Source organism: Spiroplasma eriocheiris (genome assembly GCF_001029265.1).
GTDB classification, from domain to species: domain Bacteria; phylum Bacillota_I; class Bacilli_A; order Mycoplasmatales; family Mycoplasmataceae; genus Spiroplasma; species Spiroplasma eriocheiris.
The window spans coordinates 743,731-763,035 of the sequence record NZ_CP011856.1 but is presented as its reverse complement, the minus strand read 5'-3'; the positions used below and the strand labels follow the sequence as shown (position 1 = coordinate 763,035).

14 protein-coding genes and 2 rRNA genes are annotated in these 19,305 nt (G+C 32.6%); 12 read left to right on the top strand and 4 right to left on the bottom strand.

Annotated features, from left to right (window positions below; genetic code table 4):
* Positions 1–143 precede the first annotated feature (143 nt).
* Positions 144–3,059 (top strand): 23S ribosomal RNA (locus SERIO_RS03435).
* Between the two features lie 72 nt (positions 3,060–3,131).
* Positions 3,132–3,238, top strand: a 5S ribosomal RNA gene (gene rrf, locus SERIO_RS03430).
* Between the two features lie 63 nt (positions 3,239–3,301).
* Here the strand turns inward: rrf and SERIO_RS03425 are convergent.
* From SERIO_RS03425 to SERIO_RS03415, 3 genes are all read right to left on the bottom strand, one after another.
* On the bottom strand, positions 3,302–4,129 hold the full coding sequence (locus tag SERIO_RS03425) for a GNAT family N-acetyltransferase (RefSeq protein WP_047791491.1): 828 nt from the start codon (positions 4,127–4,129) through the stop codon (positions 3,302–3,304).
* 68 nt (positions 4,130–4,197) lie between these two features.
* Entirely contained in the window at positions 4,198–5,769 is a 1,572-nt protein-coding gene (locus SERIO_RS03420; protein ID WP_047791490.1) for a hypothetical protein, read from the bottom strand.
* Between the two features lie 212 nt (positions 5,770–5,981).
* The gene (locus SERIO_RS03415) at positions 5,982–6,638 is read right to left on the bottom strand and encodes a nitroreductase family protein (RefSeq protein WP_047791489.1); all 657 of its coding nucleotides are present in this window, start codon (positions 6,636–6,638) and stop codon (positions 5,982–5,984) included.
* Between the two features lie 297 nt (positions 6,639–6,935).
* Here SERIO_RS03415 and SERIO_RS06615 point away from each other — a divergent pair, with 297 nt between their 5' ends.
* The 9 genes from SERIO_RS06615 to SERIO_RS03370 all read left to right on the top strand — a co-directional run bounded on the left by SERIO_RS06615 (position 6,936) and on the right by SERIO_RS03370 (position 16,720).
* Entirely contained in the window at positions 6,936–7,550 is a 615-nt protein-coding gene (locus SERIO_RS06615; protein WP_047791488.1) for a lipoprotein, read from the top strand.
* Positions 7,551–7,767: 217 nt separating this feature from the next.
* A complete protein-coding gene (locus SERIO_RS03405; RefSeq protein WP_148553435.1) occupies positions 7,768–8,364 on the top strand; it encodes a lipoprotein in 597 nt (198 codons plus the stop codon).
* Positions 8,365–8,399: 35 nt separating this feature from the next.
* On the top strand, positions 8,400–8,750 hold the full coding sequence (locus SERIO_RS03400) for a lipoprotein (RefSeq protein WP_047791486.1): 351 nt from the start codon (positions 8,400–8,402) through the stop codon (positions 8,748–8,750).
* Between the two features lie 432 nt (positions 8,751–9,182).
* Positions 9,183–9,653 (top strand): hypothetical protein, encoded by a 471-nt coding sequence (locus SERIO_RS03395; RefSeq protein WP_047791485.1) that lies wholly within the window; start codon positions 9,183–9,185, stop codon positions 9,651–9,653.
* A gap of 169 nt (positions 9,654–9,822) precedes the next feature.
* Entirely contained in the window at positions 9,823–11,499 is a 1,677-nt protein-coding gene (locus SERIO_RS03390) for an ABC transporter permease (RefSeq protein ID WP_047791484.1), read from the top strand.
* 84 nt (positions 11,500–11,583) lie between these two features.
* Positions 11,584–12,717, top strand: a complete 1,134-nt coding sequence (gene mnmA / locus SERIO_RS03385; protein ID WP_047791483.1) for a tRNA 2-thiouridine(34) synthase MnmA — start codon at positions 11,584–11,586, stop codon at positions 12,715–12,717.
* Between the two features lie 18 nt (positions 12,718–12,735).
* The gene (recD2, locus tag SERIO_RS03380; RefSeq protein ID WP_047791482.1) at positions 12,736–14,880 is read left to right on the top strand and encodes an SF1B family DNA helicase RecD2; all 2,145 of its coding nucleotides are present in this window, start codon (positions 12,736–12,738) and stop codon (positions 14,878–14,880) included.
* A gap of 20 nt (positions 14,881–14,900) precedes the next feature.
* Positions 14,901–16,433 carry an ABC-F family ATP-binding cassette domain-containing protein gene (locus SERIO_RS03375; RefSeq protein ID WP_047791481.1) on the top strand — a complete coding sequence of 511 codons (1,533 nt, stop codon included), beginning with the start codon at positions 14,901–14,903 and terminating at the stop codon, positions 16,431–16,433.
* Between the two features lie 2 nt (positions 16,434–16,435).
* A complete protein-coding gene (locus tag SERIO_RS03370) occupies positions 16,436–16,720 on the top strand; it encodes a GIY-YIG nuclease family protein (protein ID WP_047791480.1) in 285 nt (94 codons plus the stop codon).
* Between the two features lie 30 nt (positions 16,721–16,750).
* Here SERIO_RS03370 and SERIO_RS06295 read toward each other — a convergent pair whose 3' ends face one another.
* Entirely contained in the window at positions 16,751–17,944 is a 1,194-nt protein-coding gene (locus SERIO_RS06295; RefSeq protein WP_053040832.1) for a hypothetical protein, read from the bottom strand.
* 253 nt (positions 17,945–18,197) lie between these two features.
* Between SERIO_RS06295 and SERIO_RS03360 the strand changes: the two genes are divergently transcribed.
* Positions 18,198–19,304: an SPE_1075/MLC_0560 family membrane protein gene (locus SERIO_RS03360; RefSeq protein ID WP_047791479.1), complete on the top strand. Its 1,107-nt coding sequence runs from the start codon at positions 18,198–18,200 to the stop codon at positions 19,302–19,304.
* Position 19,305: the final 1 nt, after the last annotated feature.

Here is a 19,305-nt window from a genome sequence, read left to right as displayed (position 1 = left end):
ATTTATTTATATAACAAATTAACAATCAAATTTCTGTTATTTTTAAAATTAACTTTTAAAACTGAAATTTCACAGTTATTTATTTGTAAATGATTCTCAAAACAAAAAAACCTTTGGTTATTTAAACCAATTGATTGATCAAATTTGAAGTTACAAAGGGCGTATGGTGAATGCCTTGGGAATAGGAGACGATGAAGGACGCGACTACCTGCGATAAGGTTCGGGGAGCTGGAAGTAAGCTTTGATCCGGACATTTCCGAATGGGGAAACCCGGTGAGATTAATCTCTCATCATCCTATAATGAATACATAGTTATAGTGAAGGTATACCTAGGGAATTGAAACATCTCAGTACCTAGAGGAAAAGAAAGCGAATGCGATTCTCTCAGTAGCGGCGAGCGAAAGGGGAACAGCCCAAACCAGATTTATCTGGGGTTGTAGGACCATATTAGTAGAGTTACAAAACTTGTTTATAGTAGAAATGGTTGGGAAACCATGCCACAGAGGGTGATAGCCCCGTATACGAAATAAACAAGTCTCGAAATGGGATCCTGAGTACGGCGAGACACGTGAAATCTTGTCGGAATCCACGCGGACCACCGCGTAAGGCTAAATACTACCTATTCACCGATAGTGAACCAGTACCGTGAGGGAAAGGTGAAAAGCACCCCGGGAGGGGAGTGAAATAGTACCTGAAACCATATGCCTACAAGAAGTCGGAGCCCGTTAATGGGTGACGGCGTGCCTTTTGTAGAATGAGCCGGCGAGTTACGATTGCATGCAAGGTTAAGTGGAAGACACGGAGCCGTAGTGAAAGCGAGCCTTAATAGGGCGTTTAGTATGTAGTCGTAGACCCGAAACCAGGTGATCTAGCCATGAGCAGGTTGAAGTTAAGGTAACACTTGATGGAGGACCGAACCAACGTTCGTTGAAAAGACCGTGGATGACTTGTGGCTAGGGGTGAAATTCCAATCGAACCTGGAGATAGCTGGTTCTCCCCGATATAGCTTTAGGGCTAGCGTCGAGGTTAGCGTAATGGAGGTAGAGCACTAAATGTATGATGGCCCCACCTAGGGGTACTGAATGCAATTAAACTCCGAATGCCATTATTGTATACTCGGCAGTCAGTACATGGGTGATAAGGTCCATGCACGTAAGGGAAACAGCCCAGATCATCAGCTAAGGTCCCAAAATTTATGCTAAGTGTGTAAGGATGTGAAGTCGCTTAGACAGCTAGGAGGTTGGCTTAGAAGCAGCCACCCTTTAAAGAGTGCGTAACAGCTCACTAGTCGAGTAACTTTGCGCCGAAAATGTACCGGGGCTAAGCATAATACCGAAGCTATGGGTTTTGCACAGCAATGTGTAGGGCGGTAGGGGAGCGTTCTAACAGGGATGAAGGTAGACCGTGAGGACTGCTGGACTGGTTAGAAGTGAGAATGCCGGCATGAGTAACGTTTGGAAGTGAGAATCTTCCATGCCGTTTGACCAAGGTTTCCTGGGCAAGGTTCGTCCACCCAGGGTTAGTCAGGACCTAAGGCGAGGCCGAAAGGCGTAGTCGATGGACAACAGGTTGATATTCCTGTACCACCATATTGAGCGATGGAGTGACGGAGAAGGCTAGTATATCCCGGTTATTGGATTCCGGGCTAAGCACAAAGAGGGTAAGGTTGGAAAATCCACCTTGCATTAACCTTGAAGTGTGATGGGGAGTGAACGGTTCGCCTAGTAGCGAAGTATATGACGCCACGCTTCCAAGAAAAGCTTCTAGCACTATCTTTATGGTGCCTGTACCTAGAACGAACACACGTGGTCAAGGAGAGAATCCTAAGGCAAGCGAGATAACTGTAGCTAAGGAACTCTGCAAAATAACCCCGTAAGTTAGCGAGAAGGGGTGCTCATAGCAATATGAGCCGCAGTGAAGAGGAAGGGGCAACTGTTTAGCAAAAACACAGCTCTCTGCTAAGTCGTAAGACGACGTATAGGGGGTGACGCCTGCCCAGTGCTGGAAGGTTAAGGGGATTTGTTAGCCGCAAGGCGAAGCTTTGAACCGAAGCCCCAGTGAACGGCGGCCGTAACTATAACGGTCCTAAGGTAGCGAAATTCCTTGTCAGGTAAGTTCTGACCCGCACGAAAGGCGTAATGATCCCTTCGCTGTCTCGGCTGCAGACTCGGTGAAATTTTAGTACCTGTGAAGATGCAGGTTACCCGCAACTAGACGGAAAGACCCCATGGAGCTTTACTATAGCTTGATATTGGGTTTTGGTATAGCATGTATAGGATAGGTGGGAGACTTTGAAGTAGCGACGCTAGTTGTTATGGAGTCATCCTTGGAATACCACCCTTGTTATATTGAAATCCTAACCTAGATCTGTAAGCCAGATCAGAGACAGTGTCAGGTGGGTAGTTTGACTGGGGCGGTCGCCTCCTAAAGTGTAACGGAGGCGCCCAATGGTACCCTCAGTATGGTCGGAAATCATACATAGAGCGCAAAGGTAGAAGGGTGCTTGACTGTGAGACTTACAAGTCGAACAGGAGCGAAAGCTGGGCTTAGTGATCCGGCGGTCCCGTGTGGAAGGGCCGTCGCTCAACGGATAAAAGTTACCCTGGGGATAACAGGCTGATCTCCCCCAAGAGTTCACATCGACGGGGAGGTTTGGCACCTCGATGTCGGCTCATCGCATCCTGGAGCTGAAGTCGGTTCCAAGGGTTGGGCTGTTCGCCCATTAAAGCGGTACGCGAGCTGGGTTCAGAACGTCGTGAGACAGTTTGGTCCCTATCTGTTGTGGGCGTAGGAAGTTTGAGAAGATCTGTCCCTAGTACGAGAGGACCGGGATGGACACACCTCTGGTGCTCCAGTTGTCACGCCAGTGGCACAGCTGGGTAGCTATGTGTGGAAATGATAATCGCTGAAGGCATCTAAGCGAGAAGCATACTTCAAGATGAGACTTCCCATCCTTCGTGGAGTAAGACCCCTTGAAGACGACAAGGTTGATAGGTTGGGTGTGTAAGCACGGTGACGTGTTCAGCTAACCAATACTAATAGGTCGAGGACTTCAATGAAGAACTCATTTACAAAGTTTAGAAATGTCTATTATCTAGTTTTGAGGGGATAATTCCGCTCAGCAAATTTAATCTGGTGTCTATGGCATAGTGGTCACACCTGTTCCCATCCCGAACACAGAAGTTAAGCACTATTACGCCGACGATAGCTTTCGAGTGAAAATAGGGCGATGCCAGGTTATTTAAAAAATGAATCTAAGTTACTTAGATTCATTTTTTTCGGAGATTTTAATTAATAAAATTTAAGAGTTCTTGGGGGCATAGTTTTCTTTCGTAATATAAACATTAAAGAAAATTTCAATCGGCTCAAACCCATTTTTTTTATAAACGGGATAACCATCAGTTGTGGCAATTAACCCCGCATCATGATAGCCAGTATTTTTTGCTAAGGTTAATAAGTAATTTAACATTTTTGTTGCTAACCCTTGGCGTTGAAAATCAGCATGGGTCGCAATATCATCAATGATTGCTAAATTATTTTGGAAATATAAGTGTCCCGTTGCCGCTGGAAGTCCATTTTGATATAAGATTACTAGGTGACTAATATTATCTTCTTGGTTTAGTTTTAATAAGGTTGGGTATTTGGTTAAGTCAATTAAAGAAAGTTCAAAAGCGTTTTCAATAACCATACGAAAATCATCAACCTCGTGGGGAGTGGCAACTTTTTTGAAGACGAGATCCGGATGAGAGTCATAAGTTTTTTCTTGATAATCATCTAAATTAATAATCATCCCTAAATCCGTTTCATGGTAATGTAACCCAATTGCTTCCATAAATTTCTTTTCTTCAGCACTATTATTTTTACTAATTGTGCACCATGTAAAAGCTAAGTTTTGTTCTAAATAAGGCTTAACAATTTCTTGTGCCATATTTTTTTGTTCGGGAGTTGTAATTTCACCACTCATGACAATATTTAAATTACTAGGCGCATTGATTGAAGATACATAATGAAATTTGTTCGTTAAATCAATTTTAACTTTTTGTTGGCCACCATTATGGTGGGGATCAGTTGTATAAGCAATAAAGTTTTCGACTAGTTCATCATATTTAGGATCATTAAATTTTAACATTGGTGATATTCTCACTTTCTTTTCTTTTATTATATCATTGATTAAATTAGGAAAATAATAAAATAATACTAACGATTTGGAGAACTACTATATTTATTAAATAATTCATCGATGCCTTCATTAATGCGATTTTCTAATAAATTAAAATGAAATTGCGGATTATTTCTTTCGGCTTGAAATAATTGGCCAACTTTATTAGTAATTTCTTTTTGCTCTTGCTGAAATTTTTTTACATTCATTGGTAGGAAGTCAAATCAATGATTAGTATTAATATTTTTAGTAAACCAGTTGTTTCCTTTTTGTTGGGAAATTAAAATTTTATTAGTTTGGAGCAATTCAAAAGCAATTTCTACTGCTTTTAATTTAAAATCATAAAATTGGTGAATTAAGCGTTCATAAATATTACATTTATCGAGAATTAGGTCAATTTTAATGCGTAATTCTTGATCATCTGGATTTTTTTTGATAAGTTCTGCTTGCTGTTTGTTAATATTTAGTTTTATTTTTTCTAAGTGCTTAATTTCCTTGTCATAATTTTCGGTTAAAACATTATGATAACTTTTTTTAAGATATTCAAGGTATTGTTCTTTACAACGAAAAAGCGATGTTGCTAAAGAAAAATATTTGGCAAATCTAGTTTTAATTTCTTGCACAATTGTTAATGCTAATTGATTAACTTTAAAGTTGTTGAAATATTGAATAATATAATTATTTTCTTTTGGTTGTCATAATTTTTTAAAACCCCGTAAAATATCATGCAAATTATCGTCAAGGTGTAATTTTTGCAGAAATAAATTATTTAATTTGAGATGAGCACTATATTTTCTTGTTAATGATTTTTGTCCATAATAATTACTGATAGTTGTCTTTAAATGGCAAGTATACATATTAATATATAATAATCAGTTCGTAATTTTTTCTCGGAATTTGTTATCATCGATTGCAGATTTGCTATTAGTACATAGATTATTACTAATCTCAACTAATTTCTCATATATTTCTAATAATTGTAAATAATCAATGTCATTAATTTTGTCATTAATTTTTGATGGCAAAATATCCTTAGTACTTTTAAGAAAATAAAAAGTATATTTATTTAAAAATAGCATAAATAAAGTACGAACTTTAATTTCCAAATTATTATTAGCTGATTTTTGATTATCTATTAAATAGTTGTGCATTTGTGCATTTACATTTAGATAATTTATATGGGTCTTTTGCTCTCATTTCAATCTTTTAATTTCTTCTTTTAATCTTTTAGATTCATTTTTATAAATATTTTGCAAGTCCTCTAATTTAGAAGGATCTTTAAGTAATTCTTTCATTTGTTGGGGATTACTATTATAAGTCATTTGAACTTCTAATGCTGCTAATTCTTTATTTAATTTATCTATTTCTTCATCATTCATTTTTTTTCACTGTTTTTGTTTTTCTGCTAAATTAAGTAAATACTCATCATATTTTTGTTGCCAATTTATAATTTCTAAGTCTGAAAAAGTAAGGGTAAATTTGTATTTGACTTTATTGGGATCAATAATCTTATTTTGTACAATGTTAGTTAGGGGGGTTTCAAAATATTGAATTATTTTACCACCATTAATATTCGTTGCTTGGCGGACAATTTTATTTTTGTGATTCATTATTTAATGTTTCCTTTCAATTTTAAAATAAAAAACCAAAAGCAATTTAGAACTTTTGGTTTTTTAAAAACTCTTTATTAATTTTGGTTTCGCTTATATTATAAAGATAAGTCCTTAGTTTTTAAGAATAAAATAACTTATTTTTTAAACTTTTTTAAGTTTAAAGAAAATAAAAACCAAAAGATAATAATATCTTTTGGCTGCTGTTATTTTTATTTTTTAACAATTTTAACCATATCTTTTTGCTCACGACGAACTTTTGAAAAGAATAATGAATGTGGGTCTGAAGTATCTCTTTTTCCAACAAACATTCCGACCGTAACAATTTGGTTTTTGGTATCCATTAACCCATGGGCTTCTAAGATTTGCCCAACATGTAAATGACTAAACCCATCAGTTGGTGTAACATCTAACCCAATTTCTTTGGCTGCTCAAATTGCGGTTCCTAATGAAACATAAGCTTGTTGTTTTGATCATGCTGTCATATCATAATTATTTCCATCAATTGTAATTCTTACTCCTTGTAAGTATTGGGGAATTAATTGTTTATAACCTTCTGGAAATTCTCGACTAATTCTTTCCTCTAATAATTTATTTCGTAAGATTTCTTCTTTATCAGAAATTCAAATAAATAGGGCACTTGATTGCTTTAGAGCTGGCTGTTCATATCAGGCATCAAATAATTCTTCTTTAATTGGTGAATCATTTGTTAAAACTACGATATGATAGGGTTCAACCCCAAACGAACTAGGTGCTAAGCGAATAGCTTCCACAATAGTGTTAATTTGTTCATCTGTTAATTTATAATCTGGAATATATCTTTTGGCTGTTCGTCTTTCTGCTAATATTTTAACTACTTTACTTTCCATGTTATCCTCCCAAAAAAACAAAATAGTTATCAAAATTTTTTGCCTTTTATTATTTAGATAATTATTTTGTATTAATTTAACTTTTTAAATTAATACTTATATTAAATAATAAATTTACGCATTTATCAATAATATTAAAGAAATCTTTTTAAATATTTAGAAAAATATTGTTTTTTAATTATTTTAATTTAAAATGAAAGGTACGAAACATAATGATTTTATTTCATTAACTGTTTCTATATTAATTATCAATTTATTATTTTAAATGTATTAAAATGATGAAAGGATGATAAATATATGAAGAAGTTATTAGCTATTTTAGGGGCTGTTGGTTTAACAGCAACCGGAGCAAGTAATATAGTTGCTTGTGATAATAATAAATCAGAGGATAAAAAAGACCTGCCCCCTGATCCTAATCCTACTTATAATGCTAAAGATTATGTTACTTATGCCCAAGGGATAATTGGGGTAAACTTTTTTGATCCTAATAAGGATCCTAGCACACCACCACTATTAACAAATACCTCATTTGTAGTACCAACAAAAATAGATTATAAACCTAGTCCTACTATGGACGAAGGAATTATCAAAGCTTTTGGTAAGAATTTTGATGTTTTGCAATGAATAGCAGCTATTCAAAACGAATATGAAAAACTAGCAACTGCTTTACATGTTAACAAGGAACACGATTCTAATCTTGACAAAGAAGTTTGAAATTTTGATAAAATTAAGATTGATTCATTAAATGCAGATAATCAATATAAATTTTCTCATACCGGAGATATTACAAAATTAGCATGAAATATTAGTATTAAATTAACTCATAAAAATACCACGGATGGTAAAGAATATTCAACTGATTTTAATTCATCAGGAGAAATGAAGTTTGTTGATATTTTTTCAAATTCTTAATTAAATTAAAAAATCTAAATGCTAAATTTAGATTTTTTAATTTTAAAATTAACTTTTTTCAATTATATGAAAACTATTGTTTTTAAAATCATTTAAATTAAGATTTTTTTAAGAAACAATTATTTTTTGTTGTTGCAATATCACTTAATATTAATACAACAAAAAAGAACAAAATATTATTTTTAATTAAATTTTATAGGGAAAAGAAAGGAACAATATGATGAAAAAATTATTAGTAATTTTTGGCGCTGTTGGTTTTACAGTAACTAGTGCAAGTAATATTATTGCTTGTCATCATCAAAAACTAGATGAAACAGAGCACATTCCTCAACCTAGTGATATTACTTATAATTATGAAAAATTAAGTGATCTAGCTGTTTACTTATGTTTTTTTGAATATAACAAAACTACTAAAAAATTTACCTTACGTACTGGTGATTTAAGTAGTCAAAAAATTGCCTTATTAGAAGATTCTGAAGCAATTAGTGAAAAGATTTGAAAAGTATTAGGAACAAAAAATTTTATGTTAAGTAAGTTAATTTATTATTTTGCCGATAAAATCACCGCTTTGTTCAATAAATTAGGAATTGAACCCGAGGGAAGTGATGAGCATCAGTCTTTTTCTCTCAAAGATTTGGAAATTTATGAATTTTCACCATCAAAAATTTTAATGACAAATAATTCAAATCCAATTAATGTTAATCTTAGTTGAGATCTTAAATTTTTACTAGTCCACGATAAAAAACAACTATCAATAAATACCATTGGTAATTGTGTTATTCCATTTGTAGTTTTAGAAATTTTATTAAAATAATGAGGGTAGAATAAAAGAACAGGAGGTTAATAAAAATGAAAAAAATAATTACTATACTAGGATCATTTGGCTTGATTGTAACTGGAACAAGCAATATTATTGCTTGTCATCAACAATCCGAAGATAAAAACAATGCTAAGAATGAGATTACTTACGATTATGATGTTTTAAGTGATTTAGCTCTTAATTTGTGTTTTTTTGCTTATGATCAAACTAATCAAAAGTTTAAGTTACAAACGGGAGCATTAACTTACGAAATATGTAAAATTAGTCAACCAACCGAAGAAATAACCAAAGCAATTTGAAAAGAAGTTGGTAATCAAAATTTTGATTTTAATAAATTAATTTATTTATTGATAAAGCTAGTACTTTATTTAAAAAAATAAATATTGGCAAAGCAAATGATGGACTTATTGATTATTTTCCCCTAAAAAGTTTACAAATTTATGATTTTGCTACTAGTGTTATTACAAAAGAACCCGTTAAAAATTCTAAACATCTAAAAGTAACCTGAGATTTACAGTTAATCTTAAAACAGGATGATAACTATATTCCGTACCAAAGTCAAGGTGAATGTTTAATTCCCCCAACCGCATTAGAATTTTTAACAAACTTTTAAATTAATAATAATCCTATCATCAGGATAGGATTATTATTAATTTTAGTTTTTAAAATTGATATTTTATGCAAATTTTAGTTAAAAATCTCATTTTTTTGAAAAAAAATAGTTAACCATTTCAATTTTTAATTTTTTTGCTATAATATGTATATTCTATGTAATATAAGGTAATTAATAGAGAAAAGTGAGGAATTAGTCGATGGCAGTAAAACGAAGCATGACAACAGCTAGTTTAGATGTATCTGATTTAATTGAGCAAATTATTCAAGATGGGAAAGAATTAAAAACCAAAGAAGAGGTAAAAGCAATTAAAGAGCAGCAAGATCGTGAAGAATGAATTAAAAAAAATAATGAAGCTTGTATTGCTCAACAAAAAAAATGAGAAGAAAAAATTGCTATAGCAAAAGCAAAATCAGAGAAAGAAGCTTTAAAAGAGAAAGAAGCTAGCAAAGTTGATGAAACAAAAATTCAGTTGTTAGAACAAAAACGCAAAGAAGAAATTGCTAAAAATAATGCTTTAGTTGAAGAAAGAGCGAAAAAAAGAGCTCGTGAATACAATATTTCTCGAGTTAAATCAGCAATGCGTGATCGTAAACTAGTTTTATCAAAAGAAGCATGAGCAAAAGAATCACAACGATGATATAAATTACTTGAACAAGTAAGTAAATAATCTAAAAGAGCTCCTGGACAAGAGTTCTTTTTTTAATTTGTAAATTTTTATCCAATAAAAATAATAAAAATGATTGAAAAATATATAAATTAAAGTATAATATATGCTTTAAATTTTAGTCATTTTCGGATATAATTAACATAGATTGATATTGGAGAAGTGCATGTCTATGAAGAGTAACGAAATTAAAATTTTAAAAATTAAACCGATTAAGGAAACTACAAACGCTGCCAATAACCCTGATCAACCACTAGTGGTTGGTAATCATCCAAATAGTCATTTTTTTAACCAATCTTCTGTTTTTACTGCAACTGGTCCAATCCCAACTCCTGTTAACCAACCAGAACCATTAACATTTCATAATCGCGAAGTTAAAATTAACTTAGATAATCCGAACGCCATTAATATTTTAAAAAAACAAGCTAACCATTTGGAACAAGAGCAGTTAAATTTTTACCAACGTGTCAATAAAATTAAAGATGTTTTTGATGAAGCAGCCTTTGATAAAAATGATGAATATTTAAAAAATTTTAACCAGGATAATAAAGCACCAGTTAACTTAAATCCCAACATTGTAAAACAGGTCCCAACAACTGAGCAACCAACAATTGACCAAGCTAATCTACGGGAACAAGCACGAATGGTTGCTAAAAAAATCCTTGCGAAAGAACAAACAACTAACCAAGCAGTTAAATTAAAATCCGAATCGTTTGTCAAGGTAAAGCAACCAGCTCCTAATTTATTTAAACCACCAGTTCCCGGTCCCCGAATGAAAGAGGTTAAATATAGTGAAAGTTCAAATGACCTTGATCCGGAAGTTAGCAAACAACCAGCTCGTGAACCAACCCCAGAATTGAATAATTCCGCAGTTTTAACTTCCCCCGTGGTCAAAGAAAAAGAACAGGGATTGGATTTACAAATTACAAAACCAAATTATTATGCGCAAGCAGATGTAATGGAATGAGATCCTAGTAAACGGCCAAATTTAAACAGTAATCCTACGGTTGAAAAAGTTGAAAAACCAGCAATTTTAACCGAACAAGCTTTTAAAAGTGAACTTGCAAAGTTAAAAGAACAGGAACCACCAGAAACTAATTCAAATAAACCACTTGAATTTAGTAATTTTTATAGCCGGTTATTTAATGATAAAGCTGCTGACTTATTTACCGGAGATTCTACTTCAGCGACATCAAAATCATTTCGTCGGATTAAAGTTAAGACAAAAAATAATAATCCCGTTACTAGCAAACCTCTTAGCCATCCCGGGGGAGTTGTGAATAAAACAATTTATGAAACATCCGCCGCTTTTAACCATAATTTTAAAATTAAACGTTTAGCAAATGGTCGGCAAAAAATTAAACGAGTTACCAAAACTCCGAACTTAATGTGAAATAGTCCAATCTTATTATTTAGTCGGGCTAGTTTACTCCTGGGTTTTATAATGTTACTAATTTTAACGCTTGCTTGAGATAGTTGACGCGAAACTAGTAGTTTTGATTTATATACTTTTTTTAAACAAGCAGGGGCTGATGTTAGCTTTTTAAGTGATCAGAGTAGTTATTGAACCGCCAACCGGATTTTCTTAATGATTGTGTTAGCAATTTACTTAGGAATTGCAATTATCCCGTTGGTAAGTATTAATCATCAAAAAAGTTTAGTATATGTTATTTTACCAATTAACATCTTAGCAATTCTTTTCATGTTAGTAATTTATATTTATGGTTATGCTTATTGAGATGATAATTTTGAACCAGTTCGTTGTATCTTTCAATGGTTAAGTTTATTTTTCTTAATGTTAGCAATGGGAAGTTTTATTCTTGCCATTCGAAATTTAAAATTCCAGTAAAAACTAGGTTTATTTCATTTTAAACTTAGTTTTTTTATTGTAAAATAATATTGCTAAATTTTATTAAAAAGGGGAATCACCAAAATGGAAAAAGTTGTTGTTGGTTTATCAGGAGGCGTTGACTCTTCGGTAAGCTTATATTTATTGAAAAAAGCTGGATATCAAGTTAGTGCGTTATTTATGCGAAATTGGGATAGTAATTTAAATAATGATATTTTAGGACATAAAGTCCTCAATGGTACTATTTGTCCCCAAGAAATTGATTATAATGATGCACAAATGGTAGCGAAAGAACTAGGGGTTGAAATAAACCGGGTTGATTTTATCCAAGAGTATTGAGACTATGTCTTTACTTATTTTTTACGGGAATATCAACATGGCCGTACACCCAATCCTGATATTTTATGTAATAAATATATTAAATTTAATTATTTTTTAAAGTATGCCTTAGATAAGATTAAAGCCGATAAAATTGCGATGGGTCATTATGCACGAGTTCGTTTTAATCCAGTATTACAAGAATATCAATTATTGCGTGGACTTGATGCTAATAAAGACCAAACTTATTTTTTATGTCAGCTAAATCAAGAACAGTTATCAAAAACATTATTTCCAATTGGTGAATTAACAAAGGATGAAGTGCGAAAAATTGCGGATGAACAACATTTAGCAACCGCCCACAAAAAAGATTCAACGGGAATCTGCTTTATTGGTGAACGAAATTTTAAACAATTCTTAGAAAACTATATTCCAAACCAACCGGGTGATATTGTTGATATTGAGACTAATGAGATTGTTGGTCGTCATACGGGCGTAATGTATTATACGATTGGTCAACGCAAAGGTTTGAACCTGGGGGGAATGGATGAGCGTTATTTTACCGTTGGTAAAAACATTAAAGATAATATTTTATATGTTAGCAAGGGGAGTGAGGATAAATGATTATTTTCAACCAGTTGTTTAGTTAGTGATCTTAACTGAATTAATCGCTTGCCAGCTCAAAAATTTAGTTGTACAGCAAAATTCCGCTATCGTCAACAAGACATCCCAGTGCAAGTTGAAGTCTTACCAAATAACCAAGCACTAGTTAGTTTTGCCACAAAAGTTAAAGCAATAACTCCCGGCCAAGAAGCAGTTTTTTATGATGGGGAAGTTTGCTTAGGAGGAGGAATTATTAACGAAGCTTATTTAAATGGTCAAAAACTATGGTATTTATAAAAGGAGAAAAGGATAGGAATGGAAGTAATTCGGGGGTATTTAAAACTAATTGTTTTTGAAGCCAAGAATGGTTATCGGATTTGTAAATTTCAGTTAGAAAAGGATAAATCACATTTTATTTTTATTAAAGGTTTTTTAAGTAGTTTACAACCTGATCATTTATATGAACTAACTGGTGAATTTGTAACATTAGAAAAATATGGTCAAAACTTTGAAGTTAAAAAAATTGTTAAGATTGAACCGCAAGGACAAGATGAAGTTTTACGCTATTTAGCTAGTGATTTATTTCCGACCATTGGTCCGAAAACTGCCCAAACTATTATTGATTATTACGAAGACAATGTGATTAGCAAAATCAAAGCGGATTTTGATAGTTTGTACAATGTTCCGGGATTAACACCCAAACAAATTGCCATTATTAAAGATACTTTTGCTAATATGAACAAAGATGATGAGTTAATCCATTTTTTTAATAGTAATAACTTATCATTACAAGTGCTATCCTTATTAAAAACAAAGTATGATGTTGATCAGATTACAGCAATCTTTGCCAAAGATCCTTATTCATTATTATTAAAAGATAATATTAGTTTTAAAACAATTGATAAGATTTATTTAACTTTTACAAAAACTCCAACCTCAAATATCCGAATCGGTTATTATGCATGGTATTATGCGAAAGAATTTTGTAACACAACTGGTGACACTTATCTTGACTTATCAACCTTATCAAAAATTTTGGAAAAACATTTATCCGAACTAACCAAGGAAATTATTTTAGCGGGGTTAATGTTTGCTAAACAAATTGGGATTTTAATTTTTAAGGATGAAAAAATTTATGTTAGTGATATTTACCATAGTGAACTTGATATTGCACACATGTTAGTTAATTTAAACCAACCAACTAATTTTACCCAGGAACGGATTAGTGAATTATTAACTAGTTTTAACCATGGGGTAATTTATAATGCCCAACAAGAAAAAGCATTACGGCTAGGTTTAACTACTAACTTTTTAACTATTATTGGGGGACCAGGAACGGGGAAAACCACAGTGGTCGATGGCATTGTGCGTTTATTACGTCGTGCTTATCCCCAGGATAAAATTATTCTTGCCGCACCGACGGGAAAAGCCGCCAAACGGTTACGTGAAAAAACTAATCAAAAAGCAGTGACAATTCATAAAATGTTAAAGTATGACCCCGTCGTTAAACAGTTTTTTTATAACAGTGCTAACCCATTAGAATATGATATTTTAATTATTGATGAAGTAAGTATGGTTGATAGTTTATTATTAGCAGCCATTGCCAAAGCTAGTTTAAAGTTAAAAAAATTAATTTTAATTGGTGATCCCAACCAGCTTCCATCAGTTGCTTGTGGTGATGTCTTACAAGATATTATTCAAAGCGATGTTTTTGATGTTGTTAAATTAGATGAAGTTTATCGTCAGACTGAGGGAAATGATATTTTAGAACTAAGTTATGCCATTCAAAATGATAATTTTGACTATAACTTGTTTAATAAAGCGGATGTTAAATTTTATGAAAATACTGAGCCCCAAGAAATCCTTCGCCAAATTAAAAATAAGTACCAAGAAATTTTAGCGCAAGAAGATAATGATCACCATCAAATTCAAGTTTTATCACCAATGTATAATGGTAACTTAGGAATTAATATTTTAAATGAATATCTCCAAGCAAATTTAAATCCGGATTATGGGCAACCAACATGCAAGGTTGGGCACCGGCTTTTTAAAGTTGGTGATAAGGTAATGCAGTTAAAAAACCGACCAGATTTAGAAATTTATAACGGAGATGTTGGTATTATTGTTGATATTAAAAAAGACCAGAATTTAAACCCGGTCATCTTAGTTGAATATGATGAAAATATTGTTGAATATAATAAAGAACTATATTATGATATTACCTTAGCCTATGCTTGTAGTGTTCACAAATTACAAGGTAGTGAATATAACCATATTTTGTTTGTTATAACCCGCTCTTTTTGAATTATGCTACAGCGCAATTTAATTTATACAGCCATTTCCCGTGCTAAACATCAATTATATTTATTTGGGGATAGCCAGGCCTTTATTTATGGTGTAAATAATTTACCAAAAAAACGAAAAACAACTTTAACTGAAACCATTAAGAAATTTTATTAAAATATGCAAAGGAGTTAATAATGAGTATTTTACATCTGGAAAATTTAACCCATAGTAATGGGGGAAAATTATTATATAAGAATGCCGAGTTAAAAATTAATAAGGGTGAGCATATTGCTTTAGTTGGTCCCAATGGGGCTGGTAAAACAACCTTACTAAATATTATTGCCCATAAAATCACTCCCGACCAGGGGGTTATTAACCTGCATCCCCGGTTAAAAATTGGTTACTTAGACCAGCACCAAGCTGTTGATTTAACTTTAACTGTTGACCAGTATTTAAAAGAAACTTACCAAGAGTTGTATAATATTGAAAATAAGATTGCAAAACTATATGAAGGAATGGCAAATGATTATCAGGAAGCAGATTTAGTCAAGGCATTAAAACTACAAGAATACTTAGATAAAAATGATTTTGAAACAATTAATAAAAAAGTTCGTAGTTTAGTTGATGGTCTTGGGATTGACCCCACCTTATTAAACCACCCGCTAGGTTCTTTATCGGGTGGTCAACGGGGGAAAGTTTTGCTAGCAAAATTATTATTACAAGAAGATGACTTTTTATTACTAGATGAACCAACTAACTTTTTAGACTTAACCCAAGTTGAATGGTTAGCAAAGTTTTTACAAAATTATAATAGTGCTTTTTTACTGGTATCTCATGATCGTGATTTTATTAATAAAACTTGTAAAATTATTTATGCTATTGAAAACTATACTTTAAATCGTTATGTTGGTAACTTTGCTAAGTATCAAGAACAAAGCCAATTACGAATTGAACAATATGAAAAAGAACGCAAAGGGCAAGAAAAGGTAATTAAAAAGTTAGAAACTTTTATTGCTAAAAATGCGGCGCGAGTATCGACCGCGCGGATGGCTCAATCACGCAAAAAGCCATTGGACAAGATGGAAATCTTAGAGAAACAAGAAAAATTAACGAAACCAAAATTTAATTTTAAATATAAACGTCCAGCCACCGCTGTTATTATTAAAGCAACTAATTTAACAATTGGTTATCAATTGCCTTTAATTAAAAATTTAACTTTTGAAATTCGCGAGGGTGAAAAATGTATTGTCAAAGGGCGGAACGGAATTGGGAAAACTACTTTTTTAAATACAATTGCCCACCAGATTCCGCCGTTAGCGGGCGAAGTTATCTTAGGGGCCAATGTCCAGGTTGCTTATTTTAAACAAACTGAAAAAATTAGTGACCTCACCCCAATTGAATATTTAAAGAAAATTAGTCCCGATTTAGATGATAAAATCATTCGAACAACTTTGGCAAACTTTGGTTTAAAAACTACGCTAATGCATAATAAAATGGCAAAACTATCAGGGGGTGAACAAACAAAGACCCGGCTTGCCGGATTATCGTTAACCCCTTGTAGTTTATTAATTCTTGATGAACCAACTAATCACATTGATATTTTAGCCAAGGAAGCTTTGCTAGAAGCAACTGAAGCCTTCCCAGGAACCGTTTTGATTACTACCCATGATATTAACTTCAGCACTAATTGAGCAAATAAAATTCTTGACTTTGAAGAATTACAATAATAATGGCAACGCAAAATTTTTATTTTTATGTTTTATTATGTGCTGATAATACTTTATATGCTGGTTATACTGTTGATTTACAAGCGCGGGTTGCTAAACATAATGCGGGGTTGGGAGCAAAATACACCAAAATTACTACTCGCCGCCCTGTGCAGTTAATTCATGCTGAACAATATACCACCAAGTCATTGGCGATGCAACAAGAATATGCTTTTAAACAATTAACTCGGCGGGAAAAAGAGCAGTATTTACAAACGCATCCCAGTATTTTAAAAGATTACAGTTAAAAAGATCAATTCGCTTTAGAATTGATCTTTTTAATTCATTTGATAAACATCTAACAAATGGCTAGTATAAAACTCATTTAATGCTTCTCAATTTAAGCCTTTTAAATAATCAGGAGTTAATAACCACTGACTAAAGCCTTCAGCAAATAATTCTTCATTTCCACCATCTTGGTTACCACCTCGACCATAACCAGATTGAATAAATGACCAGGCCGCTAATTTTTGTTGAACGGGATAGTCATCACTAATCCCCACTTTAGCACCAAGATATTCAACTAGCGCATCGCCGGGGCGGAATTTATAAAATAGCATTGGATTCCCATCACTAGGATTTTGATAAACAATATCTTCGAGGTGGCGAACTGTTTGGGGGTCAATAATATTTGGATCAAAATTATTAAGATAATAACGGGAAGGGGGTGCCAGACCCGCATATTGGGAAATGGTATGCCCCATTTCATGAACTAAAGTACCAGCAATTGACTGGTTACTTCAATAACCAATGTCATATTGTTGTTGGGCCAGTTTTAAACTAGCGCTTTGGGGACCTAACATCATTCCTTGAATTCCCCCCATTTGTCATAATGCAAACCCGGTTGCGGCCACAACATTGGGATTACTCATTGTAGTTCCGCTCATTAATTCATACAATAATTTATTAATGACATTTTGTCCATATACCTTAGTAATAATATTAAAAAAGGTTAAGATTTGGTTTGCGAACTCATCTTTTTCTTGACTAGTTAGTTTTAACCCCGCTAAATTTGTCGCATTGTCAATTAATCCTTGAAAGTCTAATGAATAAGGGGCATTTAATGGATGAATCGCATTTGCTAAGGTTGGAATATCGGCATAAAAACTAGTAGTTGTTAATTGATGAAAACGATTAATACTGTCCGGACTAGCTTGGTAAAGCATGTTACTTTCACAAGCATTTACAAATTGTTGATCTTCAGTGGTTAATCGTGATAAACTAATTTTTTGTTGCTGGCGAATATGAAAACCATCCTGGGGATTTGTTAATTGTCATCATAATTTACCCCGCCCTGCACGATCATCAACAATTTTTGTTGGTTGATGATCTTTGTAAAGCAAACATGCACTGTATTGGTTACCAGATGGCTTTTTATCCCACCAATGAGATAACAGATGGCAAGACACCAAGGTTGTTGGTAAGGGGAGAACTATTGTTAATGAAGTTAAAAAAGTTAATAACTTTTTCATGGTGATAGAGTTTCCTTTCTGGGTGTTAATAGCTATTCAACAAGGGAATAATAATTATTTTAATTGTAATTGAATAAAAAAAAAAAAAAAGTCTTTTTGTCAAAAAAAATGTTTTCTTTTTTGACTTTTTTGAATGTATGTTAAAATTATTATAAATAAGATAATTATTGATAAGAATTATTGGGAATAAGAATAATAATATTATTAATTTAGAAAATATTAGGGGGCCGAGGATGAATGATGTGCAAAAACAATGGATAATAAAAATAAAAAAATTAAAACTCGTTATAAAAAGTACTTAGTATTAAAAGAATTTCATGAAAAAACAAAGGCCTTCCAATTATATATTAATGAAAAGAAAGTATTCTTTAAGAGTCATTATCGATCAATTTTAGTTCGCTTTTTATTTTACTTATTAGGAGTTTATATTTTTGGGTTAGCAAATGCCTTATATATGGACTTAAACTTAGGGGTTGTCAATGAAGACTTGCTAGTTTTTTCATTAGCTGCTGATATTTGAGTAAAAGGGGGAAGTAATATTGCTGAATATTATTCAATTTCGCTATTAATTATTTATACTTGTTTTTGACTAGTCGTTGTTCTCTTTAAAACAATTAAAATTTTTCAATTTAAGAAACAAAAAATCTTAACTTTAAATATTATTTTTGATGAAATTATTAAAATTATTCTAGATTTAATTCCGGTTTTCTTATGGCCATTAGCAGTGAAACTTAATATTTGAATTATTAATCCCGATTGAAATATTAAACCAATTGATCCAACTAATATGACCGGCAACGAAGCCATCTGAAATGAATGAGTACGAAGTTGAATTTTATGAGCTAGTTATTTAGCCTTTTGTTTGGGGTTAGGAATTATTGTGGCAACCAAAATGCTCCCGGGACCTTATAATGGGTTATCATCGGAATTATCGCAAATTACACGTTTACCATATCCGGCCTGTCGGATTGCTGTTGATAGTATGCTAATTGTCTTAGGTGTTGGGTTATTATTTCTGGGCAATTATCCTTTACAAGACCGCTTAAACCATTTATACTCGTGGATTAGTTATGCTACCATCTTAATGGCATTTTTCTCGGGTCCAGTGAGTGCCTTAATTTTAACCTTCTTTAATAATTACATTCGCTTAGAATTATTAGATATTGATAAAAAATTATACCAAAAATTACGAAGAGAAGTCTTACGGGAATTTAAAATGATGAATACTAATAATAAAAAGCAAAAAATTAAATGACGAATTTTACAAGATGAAATCTTTGCCAAATATAATGCTTTAATTAAAGATAACTTTTTATCAGAAAATCGGGATGCTAAAATTATTGATCTCCCAATTAAATAAC